The sequence below is a fragment of the Hymenobacter koreensis genome, from assembly GCF_039541855.1.
GTDB classification, from domain to species: domain Bacteria; phylum Bacteroidota; class Bacteroidia; order Cytophagales; family Hymenobacteraceae; genus Solirubrum; species Solirubrum koreensis.
The window spans coordinates 1-22207 of record NZ_BAABHA010000003.1 but is presented as its reverse complement, the minus strand read 5'-3'; the positions used below and the strand labels follow the sequence as shown (position 1 = coordinate 22207).

The 22207-nt window shown below is 61.0% G+C and carries 19 protein-coding genes; 7 read left to right on the top strand and 12 right to left on the bottom strand.

Translation table 11 applies throughout. The features are described 5' to 3' along the window. Positions 1-101: 101 nt before the first annotated feature. Positions 102-1124 (top strand): LacI family DNA-binding transcriptional regulator, encoded by a 1023-nt coding sequence (locus ABD903_RS08520; RefSeq protein ID WP_345223254.1) that lies wholly within the window; start codon positions 102-104, stop codon positions 1122-1124. A 134-nt stretch (positions 1125-1258) separates the two neighbouring features. After that, positions 1259-2182, top strand: coding sequence for an alpha/beta hydrolase (locus ABD903_RS08515; RefSeq protein WP_345223251.1), 924 nt, complete (start codon positions 1259-1261; stop codon positions 2180-2182). A gap of 163 nt (positions 2183-2345) precedes the next feature. Here ABD903_RS08515 and ABD903_RS08510 read toward each other — a convergent pair whose 3' ends face one another. Further along, positions 2346-3569: an acetyltransferase domain-containing protein gene (locus ABD903_RS08510; protein WP_345223248.1), complete on the bottom strand. Its 1224-nt coding sequence runs from the start codon at positions 3567-3569 to the stop codon at positions 2346-2348. 468 nt (positions 3570-4037) lie between these two features. Here ABD903_RS08510 and ABD903_RS08505 point away from each other — a divergent pair, with 468 nt between their 5' ends. After that, positions 4038-4595 carry a dihydrofolate reductase family protein gene (locus tag ABD903_RS08505; protein WP_345223245.1) on the top strand — a complete coding sequence of 186 codons (558 nt, stop codon included), beginning with the start codon at positions 4038-4040 and terminating at the stop codon, positions 4593-4595. Positions 4596-4889: 294 nt separating this feature from the next. Here the strand turns inward: ABD903_RS08505 and ABD903_RS08500 are convergent, their stop codons facing one another. Together ABD903_RS08500 and ABD903_RS08495 are read right to left on the bottom strand one after the other, a co-directional pair. After that, complete coding sequence (locus ABD903_RS08500) at positions 4890-5795, bottom strand: helix-turn-helix domain-containing protein (RefSeq protein ID WP_345223244.1); 906 nt, start codon at positions 5793-5795, stop codon at positions 4890-4892. 113 nt (positions 5796-5908) lie between these two features. Continuing rightward, positions 5909-6256 (bottom strand): antibiotic biosynthesis monooxygenase family protein, encoded by a 348-nt coding sequence (locus ABD903_RS08495; protein WP_345223242.1) that lies wholly within the window; start codon positions 6254-6256, stop codon positions 5909-5911. 351 nt (positions 6257-6607) lie between these two features. Between ABD903_RS08495 and ABD903_RS08490 the strand changes: the two genes are divergently transcribed. Continuing rightward, positions 6608-7006 carry a Tn3 family transposase gene (locus tag ABD903_RS08490; RefSeq protein ID WP_345223240.1) on the top strand — a complete coding sequence of 133 codons (399 nt, stop codon included), beginning with the start codon at positions 6608-6610 and terminating at the stop codon, positions 7004-7006. A 40-nt stretch (positions 7007-7046) separates the two neighbouring features. Further along, on the top strand, positions 7047-7418 hold the full coding sequence (locus ABD903_RS08485) for a hypothetical protein (protein WP_345223238.1): 372 nt from the start codon (positions 7047-7049) through the stop codon (positions 7416-7418). 117 nt (positions 7419-7535) lie between these two features. On the opposite strand, the gene ABD903_RS08480 is transcribed toward ABD903_RS08485, so the two are convergent. The 4 genes from ABD903_RS08480 to ABD903_RS08465 form a co-directional block, all read right to left on the bottom strand. Continuing rightward, entirely contained in the window at positions 7536-8630 is a 1095-nt protein-coding gene (locus tag ABD903_RS08480; protein WP_345223236.1) for a Fic/DOC family protein, read from the bottom strand. Positions 8631-8704: 74 nt separating this feature from the next. Then, positions 8705-9010 (bottom strand): antitoxin VbhA family protein, encoded by a 306-nt coding sequence (locus ABD903_RS08475; RefSeq protein ID WP_345223235.1) that lies wholly within the window; start codon positions 9008-9010, stop codon positions 8705-8707. A 73-nt stretch (positions 9011-9083) separates the two neighbouring features. Then, positions 9084-9443, bottom strand: a complete 360-nt coding sequence (locus tag ABD903_RS08470; protein ID WP_345223233.1) for a hypothetical protein — start codon at positions 9441-9443, stop codon at positions 9084-9086. Positions 9444-9599: 156 nt separating this feature from the next. Then, a complete protein-coding gene (locus ABD903_RS08465; RefSeq protein ID WP_345223232.1) occupies positions 9600-9929 on the bottom strand; it encodes a hypothetical protein in 330 nt (109 codons plus the stop codon). A 1208-nt stretch (positions 9930-11137) separates the two neighbouring features. Between ABD903_RS08465 and ABD903_RS08460 the strand changes: the two genes are divergently transcribed. Beyond that, positions 11138-12088, top strand: coding sequence for a replication initiation protein (locus tag ABD903_RS08460; protein ID WP_345223230.1), 951 nt, complete (start codon positions 11138-11140; stop codon positions 12086-12088). A gap of 172 nt (positions 12089-12260) precedes the next feature. On the opposite strand, the gene ABD903_RS08455 is transcribed toward ABD903_RS08460, so the two are convergent. From ABD903_RS08455 to mobC, 5 genes are all read right to left on the bottom strand, one after another. Further along, on the bottom strand, positions 12261-13151 hold the full coding sequence (locus ABD903_RS08455) for an ArdC family protein (RefSeq protein WP_345223228.1): 891 nt from the start codon (positions 13149-13151) through the stop codon (positions 12261-12263). A 30-nt stretch (positions 13152-13181) separates the two neighbouring features. Continuing rightward, entirely contained in the window at positions 13182-13457 is a 276-nt protein-coding gene (locus ABD903_RS08450; RefSeq protein ID WP_345223226.1) for a hypothetical protein, read from the bottom strand. Positions 13458-13677: 220 nt separating this feature from the next. Continuing rightward, the gene (locus tag ABD903_RS08445; protein ID WP_345223225.1) at positions 13678-15117 is read right to left on the bottom strand and encodes a toprim domain-containing protein; all 1440 of its coding nucleotides are present in this window, start codon (positions 15115-15117) and stop codon (positions 13678-13680) included. Positions 15118-15216: 99 nt separating this feature from the next. Then, positions 15217-16791, bottom strand: coding sequence for a DUF3945 domain-containing protein (locus ABD903_RS08440; RefSeq protein ID WP_345223223.1), 1575 nt, complete (start codon positions 16789-16791; stop codon positions 15217-15219). 413 nt (positions 16792-17204) lie between these two features. Then, positions 17205-19214 carry a conjugal transfer protein MobC gene (gene mobC, locus ABD903_RS08435; protein ID WP_345223222.1) on the bottom strand — a complete coding sequence of 670 codons (2010 nt, stop codon included), beginning with the start codon at positions 19212-19214 and terminating at the stop codon, positions 17205-17207. Positions 19215-19906: 692 nt separating this feature from the next. Between mobC and ABD903_RS08430 the strand changes: the two genes are divergently transcribed. Next, the gene (locus ABD903_RS08430) at positions 19907-22045 is read left to right on the top strand and encodes an FG-GAP-like repeat-containing protein (RefSeq protein ID WP_345223220.1); all 2139 of its coding nucleotides are present in this window, start codon (positions 19907-19909) and stop codon (positions 22043-22045) included. Positions 22046-22207: the final 162 nt, after the last annotated feature.

The window sequence follows — 22207 nt, the reverse complement described above, 5'->3', positions numbered from 1 at the left end:
TTGGCTGATTTGCGCCGGGTTTTCCGTAAAAAATGGCTCGTTTTACGGCCGTGCCCGGGTGCCCGGTAGTGCGTGCCTGCTTCCCTTCGTTACCTTGAAATATGAAACCGGTGAACCTGAAGAAACTCGCGGAGGAACTGAACCTCTCCATTGCCACCGTCTCGCGTGCCCTCAACGACCGGTATGACATCGCGCAGGCCACCAAGGACCGGGTGCGGGAGCTGGCCAACAAGCTCAACTACGAGCCAAACCCCTATGCGAGCAGCCTACGCCGGCACAAAAGCCGCACCATCGCCGTCGTCATCCCGGAAGTGGCCAATCACTTCTTTTCCCTGGCCATCAACGGCATCGAGGAAATTGCCCGCGGCAACAACTACCACGTGCTCATCTACCTCACCCACGAGGAGTACCAGCGCGAAGCCTCTATTGTGCGGCTGCTGGCCGGCGGCCGCGTCGACGGCGTGCTGCTCTCGGTGGCCAGCCGCAGCCACGACCTGAACCACCTGGACCTGTTGCGGGAGCGAGGCATTCCCATGGTTTTTTTCGACCGTGTGCACGCCGACATGGATACGGCCAAGGTGACCACCGACGATTACGAGAGCGGCTACAAGGCCACCCGGCACCTGCTCGACGCGGGCTGCCGCACCGTGGCCCACCTCACCCTGGCCGGCAGCCTCACCATCAGCCGCCGCCGCATGCACGGTTACATCGACGCCCTGCGCGACTTCGGCCTGCCCTACGACGAGACGCTGGTGGTGCCGGCCCAGCTCAGCAAGCCCGAGGACATCCAGGCCATCGAAGCCCTGCTCACCCACCGGCCGGCCATCGACGGCATCTTCGCCTGCGTGGAGAGCCTGGCGATGTGCAGCTACGAAGCTTGCCGCAACCTGGGCCGCGCCATCCCCGCCGACGTGAAAGTTATCGGCTTTTCCAACCTGGAAATGGCCGCACTGCTCGACCCGCCCCTGACCACCATCACCCAGCCGGCGTACAACATCGGCCGGGAAGCGGCCCGGATTCTGTTTCAGGCCGTCAACAAGAACCGTCCGATTCTGCCCACCCACAGCCTGGAGCTGAAATCGGAACTGATCGTGCGCGCCTCCACCGCGGCCTCTCCGCGCTAACGCCGGCAAAAAGCCCTCCGGCTCCTGCTTACTTGGGCCTAGGCGGGTGGGCAACCTCACTATGCTAAGCTGTATCGCCCTCCGCTTCTTCGCAAAGCTCCCCGCCCGCTACGGGCTGACTCGAGAATCCACCCATGAAAAAATGGTACTCGCTCCTCGTCACGCTCGCCTGCGCCCGCCTGCTGGCGGCCCAGAGCCACTTTACGATGCCCCTTTACCAAGGCACCGTCCCGAATTCCAAGCCTAGCGACGTAACGGAAACCGTTGTCACCCTGCCCAACGGGGGCACACGCATTTCCAACGTCGTGCAGCCCACGTTGACCGTGTTCCGGGCGCCGCCGGACAAGGCCAACGGAACGGGCATTATCGTTTGCCCGGGCGGGGGTTACGTCCGCCTTGCCATCGACAACGAAGGGGCCGGCATAGCCCAGCGCTTCAACGCGATGGGCGTGACCGTGTTCATGCTCAAATACCGCCTGCCCAACGATCAGAGCCAGCCCGACAAAACCATTGCCCCCTTGCTCGATGTGCAACAAGCCCTGCGGTTGGTGCGCCAGCAGGCGGCGCAGTTTGGGGTGAACCCCGCTCGCCTCGGCGTTATGGGCTTTTCGGCCGGTGGGCACTTGGCCGCCACGGCGGGTACGCATTTCGCCAAGCCAGCCGGCAGCCCCGGGAGCAACGCCTCCGTGCGTCCCGACTTTTTGGTGCTGGTGTATCCCCTCATCAGCTTTACCGACAGCCTGGTGCACGCCAGCTCGCGCACCGCTTTGCTGGGGGCCGCACCCACGCTTGAGCAAATCCGCTTCTACTCCGGCGAGCAGCAGGTATCGGCCCAAACGCCGCCTACCTTTTTGGTGCACGCCGCCGACGACCCGACCGTGAAAGTGCAGAACAGCCTGCGTTTCTACGAGGCCTGCCTGCGCCACGGGGTATCGGCCGAAATGCACCTCTACCCCAAGGGAGGGCACGGCTTCGGGCTGCACAACAAAACCACCAAAGACGATTGGACGGGGCGGCTGCACAATTGGTTCGACTCCAACGGATGGCTGACGCCCTGAGCTAAACTCCTTGACGGAGCGCGAAGTCGGCTAGCGGAATTCTATCCCGCTCCGCTATCGGCACGGGGCATGCCTAGGCTAATGCAATGCCAGGGCGTCAGAGGACGCGGGGTGCAGTGGGCCGGCTTTGACCCGTGGGTTTTTGCTTTCTTAACGCGTCCCGTTACAGGTACGACAGCCACCAATAGGTATGCCGCTGTTTGAAACGCTGGTACCAGCGGCAGGGCCCGTACAGCACTAACACCACCAGCCCCCACACCAGGTAAGCCCGCCCCAAATCGGGCGCATATGCGGCGGGCCAATCTTTGGGAGAAGCAAATGCCAGGTTTATGGCCTGGCCAAAAGCCAACGTTGTCCACGCCCAAGCCGCGCTGCTCAGGAGCGCAAAGTGCAGCAGGTAATAAAAGAACGGCACTTGCCCGAAGGTGCGCAGGACTTGACTAAGCCGGCCGGAAGCGGTTTCTGCCCCACTGAGCACCAGCAGCGCAACGCCAAGCGTGAGGCTCACAAAAAGCAAGGACGGCGGCGACTTGGTGACGTTGACAAACGAGAGCACCGTGTGCAGCGGGCCCTGCGGCTGTACGCTCCAGGGCGTAGGGTCACCGTACCCATTGATGGCCCGCATCACCACAAACAACCCCAGCAGCGCGGAGCCCGCCCAGCGCAAGCGCCGGTTGCGCTCGGGCAACGGCCGTTTAAACCACGGCCCCACCAGGTACCCCGCTAGCAACACGCCCAGCCACGGCCCCACCGAATACGCCACCAGCACCGGCTGCCCCAGCACCGGCAACACGAACGGTCCGTTGCGGAGCAGCGCCCACCCGGCGTTGTCCGCCGTCACGGGCGCCAGGTTCGGCAGCAGGTTGTGTCCGGCGAGGATCAGGAAAGTTAGCCCCGTCAGCCACCACCGGGGCAGCCACATCAGCCCCGCCAGCAGCACCATACCGGCCCCGATGGCCCAAATAACCAGCAGCAAGGTCAGGTTATGGCTCCAGCTCAGGATAAAGGTGAGCAGCACTACTTCCAGCAATATCAGCCACAAGCCCCGGGCGAGCAGAAAGCCGCTGACGGCCGCCCGGTTTGGCCGCTTTTCCGCGTACAGGTACACGCTGCAGCCCGACAAGAACACGAACGTGGGGGCGCAGAAGTGCGTGGTCCAGCGCGTGAGAAACAGTAGAGCCGGCGCGTGGGATACGTCCTCGGGCCGCACGGACGTGGGGCTGAAAAAGTCGCGGGTGTGGTCCAGGGCCATGATAACCATCACCAAGCCCCGCACAATATCAATGGCTTGCACCCGCGGCGCGGCGGCGCGGGAAAGAACGGCCGCGGCCGGAACCACAGCGCTAGTAGGTATCAGCGGGTTGGCCATCAAGGTGCGGGTGCCCAAAACTGGGGTGGGTTTTGTACAGTGGATTCAGAAAGCGCAACGGCAGGAAAAACCGCTGGCGCAGCAGCGCCTAAATCTACCTTTATCGCAACAAAATTGGGACCGGCCGAGGTGCATTTAGAGCCTGTGGTGTAAACGACTTGGCTGCTGCCGGCACCATCCTCCCCTCCGTGCTTAGGTTACGCGGTTGGCCTGGAACGCGGCAAAGTCCCTTCTGAGTGAAGCGGGCTACCAACACTCTCGCGGAGGCGACCCGAAGCAGCCGCCTCCACACCGAAGGCATCAGAGCAGTAGCACGGAGTATTAGTTACATCTTAGCGATGTGGATCTTTCCTTGTGCACCGTTATATGAGAATAAAACACCAGCAAGGCGCGTTAAATCAATGAGGTAAACCCCTTACGCTGCCTGGCCCGTGCGGCCCGCTCAATAACGTGTCACACCTTTTAAATAGCGAATTTCAACTTCTGATGGGAAAAGTTATTGCTTCCATATGGCAAACCGTTGACGGCGTGGTTGACGCGGCAACGATGGATAAGTGGTTTTTACCGTTTGACAGCGAAACCAGGGGAAACTACATCCGCGATACAATTCAGAACTGCGAAGCGATGTTGTACGGCCGGCTCACTTATGAGCTGCTGTCGAATCATTGGTCCGAGCAGAGAAACAATGAATTTGGCATCGCGAATAAGTTGAATAGCACCAAAAAATACCTTGTTTCTACTACTGTTAAGGCGGGCTCTTGGGGAGAAACCGTGGTAATTGATTCCGACGTTGCTGGGCAAATTGAACGCATCAAGCATCAAACCCAGGGTGACATCTTGATACAGGGCAGTGCTTCGCTGGTTAAGTTTCTTTTAACAGAATCGCTCGTTGATGAATTACGGCTTTTGGTTCATCCCTACGTGGCAGGCCACGGGAAAAAGTTGTTTGACACGGAGTTAAACCAAGAACTGGTTTTCCTTGGGCAACAAGGGCTTGACCGTGGGGTTATTTTGCTAACCTACGGGCCGGCAAGCCAGGGATAGTAGGGCTTTTGTTGATGGCGGCAGGGCTAGGGTGATCCCCAGCCCCCTTTTTCCTTACCGCCCCGATGCCCTATGCCATCTTGCGCACGGCCCAACTGGCCTTCTTATAGCAGCGGGGGGATAAAATTACTCTAAGCCGTTTGCAGCGGCTTTCGCAGGTTGCGCAGCCCGTTGGGCTCCACTTCCACTTGGCGGGGAAAGGTGTGCTTGCCTAGGCGGTTGATGTGCTCGTAGCGGGCGGGCGATAGACGGGTGGGCTGCTTCAGCAGCCCTTATTGGACCCGCGCGGGGCCCTTAGTGCGCCGAGAAGCGAAAGGCGGCGGGCGTGAGGCCGGTTTTGCTTTTGAACAAGCGCGTGAAATAGTGCGGGTAGTCGAAGCCGAGTTGAAACGCCGTTTGGCTCACCGTGAGCGAGGTGCTGAGCAGCAACTGTTTGGCCTTCTCAATCAGGGCGTGGTGCACGTGCTGTTGCGCCGTTTGGCCGGTAAGGGCCCGCAGCATGTCGCTCAGGTAGGCGGGCGAGACGTGCAGCGCTTCGGCCACGTGCTGCACGGTGGGCAGTGGTGGGGGGGGCGCCTGCGCAAAATGGGCCGCGAGGTGGGCCTCGAAGCGGCTGAGCAGGTCGTGCTCGACCAGCCGCCGGGTGAGGAATTGGCGGTGATAAAAGCGGTTGGCGTAGCCCAAGAGCACCTCCAATTGCGCCACCAACAAGTCCTGGCTAAAGGCGTCGATGGGCTGCTCGTACTCATACTGCATGCTGCGCAGCACGCTTTCCAACAGCCGTTCCTCCGGGGCGGAGACGTGCAGGGCTTCGTGGACTGCGTAGGCAAAAAAGCCGTAGCCCGTGATTTTCTGGCCCAGCGGGTACTTGCGCAGCAGGTCGGGGTGAAACACGAGTGCCCAGCCGCTCAACTCCGAAAGGTCGAGGCGGGCATCGGCCATGACGACCTGGCCGGGGGCCAGGAACGTGAGCAGGCCGTCGTGAAAATCGTAGGTCTGGCGGCCGTAATGTACGGTGCCTTTCAGCCCGCGCTTCAGGGCCACGGTGTAGAGCTGCGCCACTACAGGGGCCGGCAAGGTCTGCCCGCGCATTGCGGTCAGGTCGATGAGCGTGAGCAACGGGTGCGCCGGGGCGGGCAGCTCGTAGTAGCGGGTGTAGTCCGTGACGGTGTCAATAACTTGAAATTCAGGCGGTTTCATCAAGCCAAAATAAGGGAAGCAAAGTAGCCGTTGGCCAGCCTCCCTGGTGGTCTGGCCAACGGCTAGTAAAGGAAGCAAGACGGCTCGGCTTAAACGGCCCCGCTTGCGCGCTGCTAGTGAGCAACCGCCGCGTAGGGCCGGTAACTGGCCTGCATGTGAAACTCTTGCGTGAATGCGTCGCTCAGGGGCCCGAGCGCCGTCATGTGGGTGATTTCCGTGACTTCGCCCCATTCTTTCAACGGCACGGCCGTGTTCTGCATGTGCAGCCGGATGGCGGCCTCGTTGGCGTAGCGCTCGTGCTGGCAGTAGCTGCCGTCGGGGCGGCGGAAAATTTCGTAGCTAAGTACGTGCGGCTCGTTTTTCGTGATGGCCAGTTGCTGGGCCAGCACCTGCTCATAGCGTTCTTGGTGTTCGGGTTTCACGGTGAAGGCAAAAATCAAATCAACGGTCTGGTTTTCCATGGGTTGGGGGTAAGTGTTGGGAGTAAGGGTGCAGTAGCAGATGAAGCCTGCTTGGCCCCACAAAGGTCGATGGCTTACGGCGGGCCGTAGTCACACAAAACCCCGGATGTATAACACAAATCAACGCGAAGTAGCTGCCGTTGCATGGATTGCAAACCACCGCTCTCAGGAGATGAAAAGATGGCCTCGGTTAAAAGTTCGGTCCAAGAGTTAAACGCACGGCCACCCGGTGGGCATATCAACGCCCGCTGGCTCCGGCTCGCAGTCGAGCAAAGTGCTGTTCGCTACTGCTGCCTACTCCCCTTGGGGCTTAGAGTAATTTTATCCCCCCGCTGCTATAAGAAGGCCTTCATGGACGACCAGGACCTGCGCAAACGCATCGACGACCAGCTGGACAAGCTCGAAAGCACCCACTCGTTCGCGCGGGCCGTGTTCTACGGCCAAAACGGGCAGATTCCTTACGCCGACAAGGAAGAGCAGCAGCTGGCCGATGCCTGCAAACGGCTGGTGCAAAACGTGATTGGGTGCTGGAATTGCCTCTACCTCAACCAGTATTTACTCCAGGCCCCGGCGGCCGAGCGCCAGCAGGTAGCCGATGCCATAGCCGCCAGTTCGCCCGTGAGCTGGCAGCACCTCAACCTGCACGGCGAGTTTGACTTCTCCGACGAAGCCCTGAAAGACTCGCTCCGCTTCGATGTGGAGGCGCTTTTTGCCTTCCAGTGGGAGTCCCCTGCCGGCCCGCTCGTTTAACCTTTGTACCAAACTTTTAACCAAGGCCTACTTTGCGCCCATGAATCCAGTTCCACTTACTGGCCAGCCCGCGGACGACGCGGCGCCGCGCCACCCAGCGGCTTTGCGCCGCTGGGTGGCGCGGCGCCGACGCCGGGAGGTGCAGGCCCGGCTGCGCGGGCGCGAAGTGGGGCCGGCCTTTGCCCGGGAAACCCAGCACCTGGCGGTGGCCCACGCCCACCTGCTGGCGGCCCTCAATGGCCGCGGCGCGGCAAACGCGGCCGCCAACCGGGCCGCCGAAAGCACGGCCCTGTGGCGCACAGCCCTGCTTCTCGAGCACCTGGGCCTGCTTCCGCCCCTGCCCCCGGCGGTGGCGGGCCGGCTGGCTGCGGTCCGGCGTACCCTGGAGCATCTGCTCCGCCGGCCAAGCTAAACGGCCCGCGCTCAAATCGGCCGACTGTACCGCGGTGGTGCCCGGCATCGGTGAACGGACGCTACTGAACCTTCCCTGACAGGAGGCCTTTCGCCGGGTGACGGGTTTGTCCTTCTCCTAGCGCTTGGGCCCGCGCTGCTTGGGCCCTGGCGCTTTTCGCTTGCCCTCTTCCAAGACTGCGGCTTGGTGTTGCCCCAGCGCAGGCTGCTCCAACGCCACGAGCTGCTGCACGCTTCGCGCCAAGGCCACCGCGTGCAGCACCAGCGGCGCTTCCTGTTTGAGCACCGGGTGCTTGGACACTTCCAGCGCGGCTTGCTGCAGGCTACCACCTAGTTCGGTTGCCATAGCCTGGCCGTTCAGCACCTGGCTCATCTGCTGCAGGAGCTGATTGCCGCGGGTCGTATCGCCCCGGTCAATGTCGCGCAAGGCGCCCCCGATGACGTAGGCGCTGGACTGTAGGACTCGCTGGGCCTCCATGCGCTGCAGCTCGGGCGTGGGCGCCGCCAGGGGCCGGGCCTGGCTGGGGTCGCGCAGCTTTTCAGCCTCAGCGCCGGGAAGGGGCTTAATCCCCGTGCGCAGCAGCCGGGCCAGCGGCTCCAGGTTCTTTTCCGGCTGCAACGGACCGTAGGGCCGAATGATAGCCAAATCCCGCGTGTTGTTAAGCTGTGCGGCGGCGGCCGGCTGTAACTCGACCTGGTAGCCGGCCTGCCGGCCCAGGACGGCCATCACCGCCTGAATGGTGCGGCCATTACCCTCGCGGAAGGGATGGGCGTGGTTGTACTGGTCGAAGTAGTACGCCGCCCGCTGCGCGAACTGCACCGGGCTGAGCCCGCGCAGGGTGTTTTCCAGCCGGAGCTGGGCGCCAATGGCATCCAGCCGCTGGTCCAGTTGCGAGTAGGGTGCGTAGCGCATCATGTCACCCTGCGGGTTAAGCACGTAGGCCGGCTTCTGGCCCTGAAACGGGCCGTCGGGGCCGTGGGCACGGGTTTGTCCAGCCCAGCCGTACACATCCTGGAAAAGCTCCCGGTGCATCTGCTTGAGGTGCGCAGCATTAAACGGACCCGGTATTTCCTTGGTACCGGCCAGCAACTGGCCCATGATGGGAATCGAGTAGTCACCCTCCACCTGGCGGAGCTCGTCGGGGTTGGTGATGCCCAGCCGGTTGTAGATAATCTGGTCCCGGGTATTGAAGAAACCGTCCTGAATGGCCACAGGGGAAAGGAAGGAGGGTAAAAAAGAACCCGCCCGGCTCGGGACCGGGCGGGCTTATCCGCAACGAGTAGGCCCTACAGAAACTCCTGCTCGGGCTGCATCTCGGCGCGGTGCGGCGTTACGACCGGGCTGTTGCTCTCCCGTGAAGCTGCGGCTGCGCGGGCAGCCGCAGCCACCACGCGGGGCGCATCCTGGCGCCGCAGTTCGTCGGTGATGCCTTGCAGGGTTAATTCCCCCGCCACGTAGCGGGCGTAGAGGGCTTCGGCGCGGGGGCCGGGTACGGCCCCCTGGGCAGCGCTCCAGGCCCGGGCGTTATCGATGAGTTCCTGCCGCTGGGCGGGCGTCTGCTCCCGCTCGGAATACGTGATAGGCTGTTCCATCTGAAGGGGCATTGAGTGCGTTGGTACGCTGTAATAAACGTTTTTATAGCGTAAAAGGCTCCTTAAACGGGCATTATTGAGCCGCACTGAGAAACTGTAGCTGGCTTCGAAACGTGGCCAGTGCTTCCGCATCCGGCAGCAGAAAGCACGGGGTCTTGCTACCCGGCGGGTAGTGCAGCAGCTCGGTGGGCACGGCCAGGGTGCTGAGCAGGCGCTGCACCAGGCGCGGCTCCTCGCGCTTGAGCTTGCCGTTTTTGAGGTTGATGACGTTGGTGTAGGTGAGCTGATGCGTCTCACAAAAGGGCTTTAGGCCGCCGCTGCCCAGCATTTTCAACCGTCCCTGCGCGTAGCTGAGCGCCTCGCAGTAGGGCACGGTCAAACTCAGGTTGGGGAAAGGTAAGGGGGCCACTTCCGGGCACTGGGCAACTTCCATATATTCAGGTTTTATCAGCCGGGGGCGCTAATTCGCCGGCTAAGACACTACGAAACTACTACGCCCAGGCACGCCTAGGGCTAAAAAAGGACGAGTGGTAAAAAGTTGGTGATGAAATGCACCACGCCCACGCGAATGGGCCGAGGCTACCCCAAGCTAGTGCTGCTTGGGCCGGCCCAGCTGCGGGGTGGGGACCACCACCGGGTTCCGCATCTGGTAGTAGGCCAGCTCGAACACGGTGGGCAGGTCCAGCTTGGCCAGCTCGGCCAGGCGCTGCAGCTCCTCGAGCGTGGCGGTTTCGGGCTTCTGCATGCGCAGGGCCAGGGTGCGCGGCACCACTTTCCAGGCCTCTGACACTTCCTTGCGGGTGCCCAGCGAGTGGATCAGCTCCGCCAGCGAGCGGCAGGCCACGGGCACTTTCGGGGGCTGCTCGCGCTCCAGGGGAAGCACCTGAATGGTCAGCGGCGCGGGTTTAGGGGTTTTCATGCCGTGAAATAAAGAAGCTAAATTGGCATACTTACGGGCCTGCGCAATTATCGCATTAGAGGTGACATTTTTCCCTCTGTTGTTTGCTTATAAAAAGTGGTTTTTAAGGAGCTGTCTTCTCCCTGAGGCACGCCTGACTGGCAGTAGGTAGGGGCAGCTCAGATTGGAGCCGGCTCACTTCCACCTGATCACGGCTTCCTTCAGCTAGTGGACCAGTGGCGAAAGGATAGCTTTCGATTAGCGAAAGGATAGTTTTTGTAAGTCAACCCACGGGCTCCTTACTCCCAGTTCTCCCCAGCGGGCTGATCTGGTTCAGCAGCGAAAATCAACAAGCTCACCTAACAGAACAGCCTTTTTCGGCCATTTGAGGCAGCTTTCGAGTCACTCAGCATAGCGCCTTGGCGTCTTCGAAAGGATAGAAATGGTAAGTCAAACCGGGGGTTGACCCACCCGTGCCGGCCCCTGATTTGTAGGATAGTAGCCTCACGGGCTGCAAACGCTTACCATTTCTATCCTTTCAGCGAAGTCCGGGTGACTTGGCTTACCATTTCTATCCTTTCGCGCCTCAGGCACCTGGCTTGGACTAACAATCTCTATCCTTTTGCGAGCCCCTTACCAGCCATTTACCAACTCCGAGGTCAGGGAATAAGTAACTGCAGGTTCTTTTGGTGCTTTTGTAGCAGATGAATCTGAAAAAAGGCTCCTGTACAGCCCCGAGGCTATTTTTATACTATCTTTATGGGTGATGTGGTCGGCGGAAAGGTGTCATAGGTAATAAATAGTATAATTTTTTCTTTAAATAGTGCAATCCCATTTTGTACTAAAATATGCTCCTTGTTTTGTTGCTTTCCTGCCTCGCCCTCCCCGTTTTGTACTCTTTAAAAGCTCTTCTCGATTCGAACATCAACAAATTTGTGAGATTTATTTATTTGTCAAGTATTTACCCTATTTGCAGGGCTTGCAAACTGTTGATTAACTGAATTTTAAACCACTCCAAGGATAGAGATTGTAAGCGAAAGGATAGAGATTGTAAGCGGAAAGGATAGGTTTTGTAAGCGCAAGGATAGAATCCGTAAGCCAAAGGATAGGGATCGTAAGTGCTAAGGATAGAGATCGTAAGCGAAAGGATAGAATCTCAAGGAAGCCTTACCTTAATTGCTGCAACTTATTTACATTTGGCCGTATAGCCGTTACCAGACTCTACCCGCATGAGCGTTCCCGCTACCACCAGCCACCCGTCGTCGGGGGAATCCTTCCTGGAGATTCGCCAGCACAACGCCATCACCACGGCGCGCTACGAGATGAGCGCCTGCGAGATGGACATTGTCTTCTCCCTGCTCTCGGTGCTGCGCAAGGAAGACAAGCCGGGCACCATCTACCGCATTCGCGTAAAGGAGCTCGAGCAGATGACCGGCCGGTCCTGGAACTACCAGCGCCTGCTTGAAGCAACCTCCAACCTGCGCAGCCGCGAGTACCACATCGAGGATAACAAGCACGTGCTGCAGGTGGGCTTGCTGGCTTCCGCGCTCTACGTGAAAGGCGAAGGCATCATCGAGCTGGAAATCTCGGAGCGCATGCGGCGCTACCTGATCGACTTGAAGAACAACTTCACCTCCTACCGCCTGCAGTCGGTCTTCAGCCTGTCAAGCAAGTACGCCAAGCGCATCTACCAGATCGCCTCGCAGTGGAAGGACATCGGGGAAACCAAGACCTTTACCCTGGACGAGTTCAAGATCATGCTCTCGCTCAAGGACCCCAAGGGCCTGGAAGCGGAGCAGTACGAGAAGATCTCGGCCCTGCAGAAGTATGTCCTCGACGTGGCCACCACCCAGATCAACGAGCACACCGACCTGCGCATCAACTACGAGCTCATCAAGAAAGGCCGCTCCTTTCACAGCATCCGCTTCTTTGTCAACGGCCAGGTGCCGCAGCAGCTGCCCATTCCCTTCGAGGACGGGGCCGAGGAAGAAAAGCAGCGGCGGGCGCTGCACAACCTGGAAGAACTCGAAATCCGCGACCCCAAGCTCGTCAGCCAGATTTTGGGGGACGCTAAGAAGCTCAATGCCTTGTTCTCGTTTACCTACAAGTACAAAACCGGCAAGGTGAAGGCCGATAAGAACCCCGGCGGACTGTTTTTGAAAATGGTGGGACTGCGCTAGCAATTGTGGTAGTTCAGAAACGCAGCACAGAGTAAACCTAAGGGAAGAAGACGCGGTGCGATTATTATTGGCCTCCTGGTTCACTGGGATGCGTTGCCCAGCCAATACGTTTTCCTTTTGTTGGCACCCCCATAGCCCGGCCGGATTGCTCCGACCGGGCCTGAGCACTCCCCTACTCGCTAGGCTCGGCCTCAGAGGCTTCGTAGCTGGGCACAATCCCTAAGATGTAGTTGGCCGCTTTCTGGGCCTGGCTGGCAGCGGAAATAATCAGGCGCTTGTCGTTGCGCAGGGCCTGCAGCCAGTTGGCCAGGTAGCTGGCGGTGCTGGGCTCCGTTCGAGCTAAATCCAGCCCGGCGGCGTTGCTCAGAAAAGCAGCACCCAGTTCAGCCACTAACTCTTCCTTGGCGTAGGTCTCGGAGCCAAACGAGGCTTTTTCGGTGAGCGTCGCCCGGTCCAGGCGCTTCACATGGCCGGTGGAGTGGGCCAACTCGTGGAACAGGGTCGCATAGAAGTCTTCCGGGGTGTGGAAGTTGCCGGCCTCGGGCACGGTCACTGTGTCGGTGCTGGTGCGGTAGTGGGGCTCGCTGCCGGCGTAGTGCACGCGTGGACCGTCGACGTAGCCGGCCAGTATTTGCTCGGCGGCCTGCAGGGGTGTATGCTCCCGCTGGGGTAATTCAGGCAGCTGCCAGTCTACCCCGTCAATCTGAGAGATATTGAAGACGGTGGAGTACTGCAGGATAGCTACCTTCTTCTCTTTGCCCTGGGCATCTTCCTTCTTGGACACTTTATAAAACACGACGGGCATGCCCTTCTCTCCCTTGCGCACCTGTCCTCCCAGCTCCTTGGCCTGGTTAAAGGTCAGGTAATAGGGCTGCTCGTGCTGGAGCATACCCAGCAGAAAGGCATTGATGCCCTGGTACACGTGCTTGCTACGGTAGTTGCGGGGGGCGCCGTGGGCCGCGTTCCAGCTCTGCTTCCAGGGCGTTACCCCGTTTTCCAAGGCCAGGATAATGCGGTTGGTGATGATGTCGTACACGTCGGCGCGGGGGGTGGCAGCTTTCATAACGAGAAGGATTAAGGTGAGCAAAGCGGGTTAGTAGGCGTAATCGGGGTGCGCGGCGGGGCCTAACTCCTGGGCCTCCCGGGCCAGTTCGGTATCCTCCCAGGCCTCGCACTCTTTCAGGGCCAGCAGCTTCCAGCGCAGCAACTCGGCGGGGTTGGTGCTGGCGGTGAGCAGCGCTTCGGCTTTCTGACGGCGCTCCGGGGTAAAAGCCGGGTGGCTCAGCACTTGTCGTAGGTTCCGGCGGGCTGAGGAGATGAACAGCATTTGACCGGGGCAAGGAGGCGTGGAACCAGGAGTCAATTCCATAAGTAACAGGCTGTTTATTTGTGCGTTGCTTATACCTATTAAACGCAAATCGCCTCCTTATTGTTGCTTATTTAACTTATTTATTTATGCTTTTTAAGCATATTTTATGGTATGCCGATTGCTTTTTCCCTTTTGTTCCAATTAGCCCTGTTTGGAATCCAGGCGCCTTTACTTGGGCATCCCTGGTAGCCGGGTAATACCACTACGTGTCGCCGGGGTGCTACCGAGGCAATCGGGGGGTTCGTTGCTGCTCAGGCTTATGCGGCGGCATTTTCCCATCTCCCTCGAACCGGGGATTGTCCCAGTGCAGCTGACCAAACCCGTACTGGTCTTCATCCACCTCGCCCAACTGCTGCTTTACCACTCGCTGCAGCTGGTCCTGCTTCAGGTCCTGGTTCCAGTCTTTGCCCTGGCTTTTTGCAATTTCAACCTGGTGCTCAAAAGCCAGGCTGTGAATGGCCGCCTGGTTGAAGGCGCCTAGTGCGTCGCGGTTTATAGGGACGTGAAACTGGTAGGTATTAGGGGCCGACTGAACCGAATGAATCAGCTCGTTCCGGAGCGTCGGGCTGATGGCCTTGCCCGCCGTAGTACCGCTGTGCTGATAGTACTGCACCGTCGCGGCCGCATTGTAGACTTTGAGCTTATCATTGAGAGCCTGGAGACTGGCCACGTTGTTGGTGGTTACCTCAACTGTGAGCAGCCGCTCGTGCTCCCGTACTACTTTCATGGGGTTGTCCGCCCTGGCAAAACCAGCCAGCAGCCGCGTGTCGAAGTAATGCCCCTGGGTGTCGTTGTCAAACGCCGCCCGGACGGTGGGAATACCTGCCTCAGTAAGCAGACGCTTCAGTTCGAAGATCTTGTTCTGGGTAAGCGTACCGGCCGTGGAGGCATACAGGGCAGTATCGCCGGCATGCAGCTGCGCGTAGGACAGCGCGTCCAGCGCCGACTCACTCACCAGCAGGTAGGTGGCCGGCCCTGGCTCGGGCAGCTTGCTCAGCCACAGCGAGCGGGAAAACTGGCTTTCCGGGGCCTGGCCTTTAAATCCCTCCCCTTTCAGCTCCAGGCCCACCACGCGCCCTTCGTGATAGGCCGGGAAAGCCGTGTTGACGTAGGTTTTGGCCGGCATGCCCGGATGCTGCACGGTGTGGAACTGATTAAGGATGCGGCCGGCAAACTGCGGCAGGGCCAACGTGCTTTTGGTAATACCCCGCCCCTCCAGATAGGCGGTATTTTCCAGCGGGCGGCAGTTCCGGGTGTAGATGCTGTGGAACTTCTCCCCCGGCGCCGTCTCCGCGATGGGCGGCAGGTCCAGCTGGGGCCGCTGGGCCTCGGGCAGGTTCAGGTAGGCCCGGAAGTGGTCATTCACGGCCTGCCATACGCTGCGGTCGGGGGCCTGGGCAATGCCGCTGATGCGCCCGGAGTTGACCCGGTTCTTCATCCAGTCGATGACGCTGCCCTTGTCGCGGTCGTCCTGGGCGTTGAAATACATCCAGTCCCCGCCCCGGCCCTTGAAGACTACGAGCGTATCATCGCCTTCAAAGACGTGCCATTTGCCTTTGCCCAGCACCTCGCCTTTTTTGAGGGTGTAGCCATAGTGTCTCAGCAGTTCGGGCAACTCCACCTGCTCCTTGATTTTCTGAAAAGTCAGCTCGTGTTCCATACCAATTCCCTGAGAGTAAGGCACAGCAAAGCCAAGGCCCGGCGCTGAGCGTCCGGGCCGGGCCTGCCGGAAGGATGATGTGTAGGGGTGCGGTGCTCCTTAGCGCCGGGGCCCGCGGGTTTTGACCTTGGGAGCTTCTGCTGCCGGCGCTGCGGTAGTGACTGCCCGGGTAGCTTTCTTGGCTTGCACCTTGCGCGGGGCCTGCCGCTGTTGCAGCTCGTGGGCGGCGGGCTTGACTTCCAGGCTGGCCTTGGCGGCGTTCACCTGTACCGTGCCGTCGAACTTCGGGCCGCCGTTGCCGCTGGCCATGTTGGCCAGGGCCACTACTTTGCCCTCGCGCAGGTCCTGGCTTTGCTCGGGGCTGAGCGGCACGCCGGCTACGGCGTCGTGCAGGGTCACTTTATGCTCCGGCAGCACCACCACTTTATTCATCGTCCGGTCCACGGCCACGTAGCCGTTGTATTCCCGGCCCTGCTCGTCTTTGAGCCCCCGTACGAGGCCCGCATTGCCCTCTTTTTCCAGCTTCTCGCGCTGCTCCGCTGTGATGGCCTGCCCACCAATCTCGTTGGGAATGACCAGCTGCTGCTGGGGTAGCTCCAGCTTTGGCGTAGCCGAGCCGTCGGCTTCGCGGTGCAGCACCATCTTGCCCTCAAACCGCACGGGATCCTGCCCTTCCCGACCCGACACGGCCATTGGCAGCAGGTCCGTTTTCTCGCCGCGCAGCAGCTTGTGCAGCTGACCACTGGCAGTAAGCTCCTCCGATTTCAACCCGAGGGAATCAAGCACGTGCTGGGGCACATCCCGGGTTTCAAACAAAAGGGAAGGATGGGGCACCGGTGCCCTGCCGGCCGGAGTATCGGCAGGTGCTACTGGTGGGGTTGTTTTCTTCAACGCTGGTGCCGGACCGCTGCTGGCTTCCTCCGCGGTTGGAAGGGGTCCAGTGCCAACTTGCTGGGTTAAGCGGGCCTGCAGTTGCTGGCGGGTTTTCTCGAAGTCGACTTCCAGGGTCTGCCGCGTTTTTGGGCCGCCGTTCAGATGGGCATAGAAGTTCTTCAGGAAAGCCGACGCCGGATTGCCGCTGGTGTCAATGTCAAACAGGCTTTTGGCTTCGCGGATAACCTGCTCCGAGGTTTTTCCCTGCTGCTGGGCAACCTGCTCCACCCGCTGGCTGGCGGCGTGCTGCTGTACCTGCTCCGGGGCCGTGAGCGCGTGCTTGGGCACGGCCGACAATTGGGCGCTCAACGCGTCCCACTGCTTCACGCCGAAGGCCTCCTTTACCTGCCGGCTGCGCGGGGGCTCGTAACCTTCGTCGTAGCCGGCTTCCTGCCGGCGGGCGGCGGCCTGCTCAGGCTTCTCAACTACTGCCAGGCCATTGCCCACCAGTTTAAAGCCCTGCAGAGTGGCCTCCAGCTGGCCCAGCTTGTTGGAGGCCGGGTCGTAGCTGACGTCAAAGCGGCCGCTGAGCTGGCCGCCCGGGTCGCGTTCCATGGTCAGGGCGCCCACGGCCACTCCGGCTTCCTTTAGCTGGTCGAGATACGCCCGCATTTCCAGAAGCGGGGCTACTTCGCCACCTTTCTGTCGCCATTTAATCTGCAGCTCCCCGATCGGTTCCGGCGCCGCACTGCCGGGTGCCTCCAACGGGCTCGGGGCGGCAGCGGCTTGAGTCGGTGGCAATTCTGTGGCAGGAAGCGGTCCCTCTCCTACCGGCGTTGATAGCGCTGGCTTTACCGCCAACGGTGGTTCTTCCGCCTGCCTGGGAATCACTGGCTCCGGTAATCCGCTTGCCGGGCTTTCCTCGGCAGTAGCAGTGCTTTGCTCTGGGCGATCAGCTCCTGGCTCTATTACCGGTTGGCTGGGCACAACCGTTGGCGCGGCATCCGGAATTGGGGTCGGATTTTGATCTAGTTCTGCCATAGAAAGGAGGGTTTAAGGAGGAGGCCGAAGCGGAATTCGGCGCTGCAAACCTATCCGGGGCCCCAACCCGATTGGCGGAAAGTTGACGAACGGTTGAAATCGAGTGGTGAGACACGCACAGGTCACACGAACGGCTCTCCGGTAAGCGGCCGCGCCAACCTCCTTTATTCGTCTTATTTCTCCGCCTTTTCCCGGATGAGGTGCTGCAGGGCCGGGTCCTGCTTAATGCGAAGAAGCTCCCGCTCGCACAATTCCTTCACGTCGGTTTTGATGCGGTTGAAGTTGGCCTTAATCATCTCCTCGGCTTCGTCTTCGCCCGTCGCCGGATTAATAAAACTGGTGATGTCGGGTATGGGCAGGTAGGCGCTGGTCTCAGCCGCTACCGTTTTCACGTCCACCTGAATCCGGGCGTGAACCACCTTTTGGCCGATTTCCTCCCCGAAGTTGTCGGCCACCGCCCCCACGAAATTGCCCTGGGTGAGGTTGGCAATGGTGCTAGCCGGAATCATGCTGTCCATCTGGGTGGAGAGGCTGGTACTGGTTTCGCGCATGTTGATGCTCAGGCTCTGGCGCTGCTGCAGAATCTTGCCAAACCGCTCGCTCAGCCACTTGCCGCTGTTGCCCGCCACCTGGCCGCTGAAGACATTACCCACCGTGTTCTTGATGACTTCGGCTTCCTTCTGCCCGTAGTCGCGCTCGAGCTGCGAGAAGTCCTGAAAGCCCAGGCAGGTGCTGACCTTATTGCTGCGGGCCGTGGCAATGAGGTTGTCCAGTCCCTTGAAGTAGATGGTGGGCAGCTCGTCGATGATGAGCGAGGACTTGCGCTTGCCCTTCTGGTTGACCAGCTTCACCAGGCGGGCATTGTAGAGGCCCAATGCGGCCCCGTAGATAGCCTGGCGCTCGGGGTTGTTGCCCACACACAACACCTTGGGCTCCTCGTTGCTGTTGATGTCGAGCGTGAAGTCATTACCCGACATCACCCAATAGAGCTGCGGCGAGGCCAGCCGGCCCAGCGGAATCCGGGCCGAGGCGATCTGACCTTCGAGCTGCTCGATGGCGTCCTTCTGGAAGGCCGACACGAAGGGCTTGACCAGGTTCTCGATCTCGGGGTAAGACGCCAGGACCGGGAATATCTCCTCGTAGTCGCGGCTCAAAAACTCGATAACGTGCGGGAAGGTGCAGTACTTGCCCTTTTCAAAGAGCCGCAGAAACCAGATGATGGCAGCCACGAAGTTGATGGGCGACTCCACGAAGAAGTCGCCCTGCTTCTGAATCCAGCTCTTATTCAGGTTGAGCATGATGGTGGAGGCCGACTCGTAAGCGTCCACGATGTCTGACATGAGTTCGGGCAGCAGCGGGTTGCAGCGGTGGCTCTTGCGGGGGTTGTCGAAGTTGATGACGTAGAAGCCCACGGGTCGGTCAAATTTGTCCTGGTGGCGCAGCAGCGTGTTGTAGCAGATGCGGCTCAAATCGTCAAACTTGTAGTCGTAGATGTACATGCAGAAGCCCTTGGCCAGGTGCTGCCGGATGAACTCGTTGATGATGGCAAAGCTCTTGCCCGAGCCCGGGGTGCCCAGCACCATCGTGGCCCGGAAGGGGTTCACCACGTTCAGCCAGCCCTGGCGGCGCTTGCCGCGCAGCTGGTACTCGGTGCGCAGGTTTACCGAGTACTCGTTTTCCAACAGGCGCTCTTCCTGCGGGAAGCTCTCGTTGTCCTTGTTGAAGATGTCCTTCATCAGGTCGTTGTTGAAGAGCCGGCTCAGCCAGGCCCCGGCGCTGAGCAGCAGCAGAAAGCCTGCGGTCAGCAGCCCGGCGTACAGGGCCGTGGCCAGCCCGGCAGGCATCGACAGGACGCGCAGCAGGTCCGCGCCATAGAGCAAGGCGAGCCCGATGACGGCGTAGCCCGCCACCGAAATGCCCTTCACCTTCTCATCCTTGCGGCCCCGGGTGCCCAGACAGCTCAGCAGCAGAAATACTACGGCCAGGGTCTTGCTCACCCAGCTGCCCTTAAACAGGAAGGTGTTGCGGGAGAAGCTCTCCAGTAGGCGCTCGACCACGGCCGGCGCCCAGCCCAGGGCTTTAAAGTAGCCGAAGCAGTAGTAGTAGATGTTCAGGCCCAGCAGCACGATGGCAAACAGGCGCATGAACTCCATGATTTTCCGTAATCCTTTTTCGTCCTCCATCAGCTCGAGGTTGGTGTTGAATCCAGCAACCTACAAGCTTCACGGAACCCAAATGCGATTTAATTGACGAGTGGCATAAAGTCAGCTGTGAGGTGCTCCTTAGCCACATGAACAAAAGTTATCATGTGTACTTTTCCTACCGTTTTGATGGACTGCCTGCTGCTTGCTCTTTAGCCGTGCAGCGGCTCGTTTATTAAGTCAATTAAGGGTTCCAGCCACTGGCCATAGGTATTGATTTCGCCGTTGGTTACGCCTTTGGTGCATAACAGGTCCCCTAAGGTGTCTAGTATCGCTTCGGCCTGGTGTCGCGAGAGGTGAAGTTCCTTTTGGTGGTGGGGCAGGTCAGCCGGTTGCTGGAGAAAAAAGAGGCCGAAGCATCCTCGCCCAAGGCCATCACCAGTTGCTTGTAGGAACTGGCATCTAGAACGAGGCGGAGGGGTGTGGACATCATTCGTGCTTTATGGAAGGCAAAAATTACGCTAGTATAGGCAAGCACTATTTCCATAAGCAGTGTTTAACTCCTGCTTTGGCGGAATGGCCCTGTTGCATAAATGAATCGATTTTGCTTGCTATCGGAGTTGTAAATTTGCCGGAGTATACTTTTGCCCAGGCCTGGGCGGCTGCCCACGTCCTTCCGGTTTTCATTTGCTATTGACGTGCCTTTTTATCCGTTATTCCGAGGGGCTATCGGCGTGTTGCTCCTGAGCACGGGCGCCCTTGCCCAGGCCCCGGTACTCACCGGTATCACGCCCGCTGCCAACACCCGCAACGCCCCCCGCAACGTTGCGGTGGTGGCCAGCTTTAGCCAACCGCTCACCGCTGCCTCCGCGGCCGCCCTTAAAGTCTTCAGCAGCCAGCGGGGAGGCTTGCGTGGCGGCGGAATCGCCGCAGTGGCGGGGACCACCCTGGCGTTCGTTCCCACGCCGTTCGCTTTTCGGCCCGGCGAAACCGTGCAACTGACCGTGACGCGGGGGGCAACCGGCGCCGGAGGGGCGCTGGCCCAGCCCTGGGTGCAGCAATTCACCGCGGCCGTGAGCGGCACGGGGCGGGGCACGTTCGGCGGCGGCAGCGAAGTGTTCCGGACCGACGTGGTCGACGCGGCAACCGGGGACGTGGACGGGGACGGGGACTTGGACCTGGTGGTGGCCAGCCGCTTTTCTAACGGTGTAATCGTGGTGCTCAATGGCGGCGACGCCTCCGGCTCCGGCCCGGGCACCTTCAGCGGGGCGCCGCACAACGTCGCCGTGGGGACCGCGCCCGAGCGCGTGGAGCTGGCCGACGTGGACGGGGACGGCGACCTGGACCTACTCACCGCCAACGGGGTCAGCAACACGGTCAGCGTGCACCTGAACGGCGGCGACGCCAGCGGCTCCAACACGGGTCGCTTCGCCTACAGCCACGCGGTAGCAGTAGGCACCGAACCCCGGGGCCTGGCCGTGGGCGACGTGGACGGCGACGGCGACCTGGACCTGGCGACGGCCAACCTGCTCGACCACACCGTCAGCATCCGGCTCAACGGCGGCGACGCCACCGGCTCGGGCTCGGGCCTGTTCAGCAACGGGACCGATGTGCGCGTGGGCAACGGCCCCTCGGGGGTCGCCCTCGTCGACGTGGACGGGGACGGCGACCTGGACTTAGTCAGCGCCAATTACTATGCCGGAGGGGTGAGCGTGCGACGCAACGACGGCAACGCGCGCGGCACCTTCAGCGGCGCCCAGGAGCTGCCCACCGGCAGTTATTGCACCCGTGTTGTGGCTGGTGACGTGAACGGGGACGGAGCTCCCGACCTGGTTGCCAACGGCGCGGCCGGCCGCGTGTACGTGCTAGTGAACGCGGGCGCGGGCACCGGCGGGTTCGCCAGCGCCCGAACGTACCCGGTCCCCGGCCAACCCCGGGCATTGGCGCTGGGCGACGTCGACGGGGATGGCGACCTGGACCTGTTCGCGGCCCACGGGACCAGCACCGTCACCCTGCTGCTGAACGGAGGCGGGGCCAACACGGGACCCCCCGGCGCGATGAGCAACGCGCAAGCCGTCGGGGTGGGCGGCGACGCGATGGCCGTCGCACTGGGGGATGTGGACGGGGACGGCGACCTGGACCTGATTACCGCCAATTACGTCGGCAGCATGACCAGCGTCCGCCTTAACCAAGCGACCGCGCCGGCCCCGGCCCCGGCGGTGTCCGTTACCGGGGATTCGCTGCTGTGCAACGGCGGGCAGGTTCGGCTCACGGCCGCCGCCAACGCCACGGTTACATCCTACCGCTGGACCACCGGGGCCACCACCGCGAGCCTGGTGGTCACGCTCCCCGGCTTGTATGCGGTCACCGCCACTTTCCCCGGTGGCCTGACCGCTACCGCTGCCTACCGCGTCCACTTGCTCGAGCCGGCGGTCAAGATTACCGGCGGTGCCGGGCCGTGTTCGGGGCCGGCGCAGCTGTCGGCGTTGGCCCCGGGGGCCACCTCCCTGCGGTGGAGCACGGGCGACAGCACCGCCGCCATTCGCGTTCCGGGCCCGGGCACGTACAGCGTCACCGCCTTCTACGGATCGGGCTGCCAAGCGCAGGCCCGCTTTTCCCTCCGCCCGTGCCTAGTCGTTCCCAACATCATCACCCCCAACGGGGACCGGGCAAACGAGCGCTTTGTGATCGAGGGATTGCCGCCGGAGGGCGCCGCGCTGACCATCTACAACCGCTGGGGGAAAACCGTGTACACCACGGACGCCTACCGCAACGACTGGGGGGAGCACGTGGCCCCGGGGCCTTATTATTTTTTGTTAAAACCCGCCGGCACCGACACCTTCCAGAAAGGCTGGGTAGAAGTGGTACGGTAGAAGGGGTAGCGCAAGAGTAAGAACAGAAATTCCCGCAAGGGCAATTGAGCAAGCTGTTCCTCCAAGCTCGTCGGGTCGCGTAGCGGGCGCAGTTGCCCGGCGACAGCACCTACACCGTGACCCGTTCGTATACCCGCCAGGACACCATCCTCTGGGTGGTGC